Source organism: Christensenella sp. KGMB01412 (assembly GCF_055522415.1).
Map to the genome: position 1 here is coordinate 1 of NZ_JBVFVW010000028.1, position 1,046 is coordinate 1,046.

A 1,046-nucleotide genomic window follows, 5' to 3' on the forward strand; every position below is an offset into this window, starting at 1 on the left:
TTATTCGTTTGTCAGAATGACTTTGATCGCGCGGTTTTTGGGTTCCCTTGTGAACTCGAACGCTTCCACCGCCTCTGTGAGCGGGAAGGTGTGCGTCATCAGTGGCCTAAGGTCCAGCTTCGTCCTCGACAGAAACTGGATGCACCTTTCCCATACTCCCGGTGAACCGTTGCTGCCAATCGCCGTAATACCCTTTACCTGGAACTTTCCAAGCGCTACCGGGATGTCTTCCCTGAAGTTGATGCCGATGAAGACCACGCGCCCCGCATTGCGCGCAACCTCCAGTGTCTGTGCCATTGCCCCTGCGTTCCCCGAGCATTCCACCACAAGGTCCGCCCCAAGTCCCCGCGAGTGCTTCCTGACCTCTGCCGCCACATCCTGCGACGTTGGATCGATCACAAGGTCTGCTCCCATTTTCCTGCCGATCTCACGTTTGTAATCGAGCGGCTCCACCAGAATCACGAGCGCTCCCATCGCATGCAGCGCCGCCACCGCGCAGTTTCCTACCGAGCCTCCGCCGTACACCACCGCTACGTCCGCCGCGTCCACTCCGCCTGCCTCATAAATGCCCTTGTAGGCGATGCTGAACGTCTCCACCATCGCTCCCGTCATATTGTCGATGTTTTCCGGCAGCACATGCAGCCAGTCGCCGTTCGCCTTGAAGTATTCCGCATCCGCCCCGTCCTGCGTGAAACCGAAATGGTTCGCGTCCGGGCAGAACCCAGCCTTGATCTGGCATACCGGGCATACCCCGCAGCCGATATTGCACTCGCCTACCACCCGGTCTCCAATCTTTACGTTCTTCACATTCTCCCCTGTCTTCACGACCTGCGCCGCAAACTCATGCCCCGGCGTAACGGGATACGTAAAGGGGATGATGTACTGGCCGCTGATCAGGTCGTAATCCGAGTGGCAGATGCCGCTTGCCAGCATCTTCATCAGCACTTCGTCCGGGCCAATCTCCGGCACCTCTATGTCCTGCATTCCGTACTTATCCTTTTCCGTGATCACAAACGCTTTCATTTTTCAACCCTCCCTTTTGATTT

Annotated in this window: 1 protein-coding gene; it reads right to left on the reverse strand. The window is 57.3% G+C overall.

Annotated features, from left to right (window positions below):
- Complete coding sequence (locus tag ACS5WU_RS13870) at positions 1-1,023, reverse strand: zinc-dependent alcohol dehydrogenase (protein ID WP_046441892.1); 1,023 nt, start codon at positions 1,021-1,023, stop codon at positions 1-3.
- Positions 1,024-1,046: the final 23 nt, after the last annotated feature.

What these genes read in the sequence shown, in the direction of transcription:
- ACS5WU_RS13870 (WP_046441892.1), bottom strand. Translation starts at nt 1,023, where the DNA reads ATGAAAGCGTTTGTGATCACGGAAAAGGATAAGTACGGAATGCAGGAC.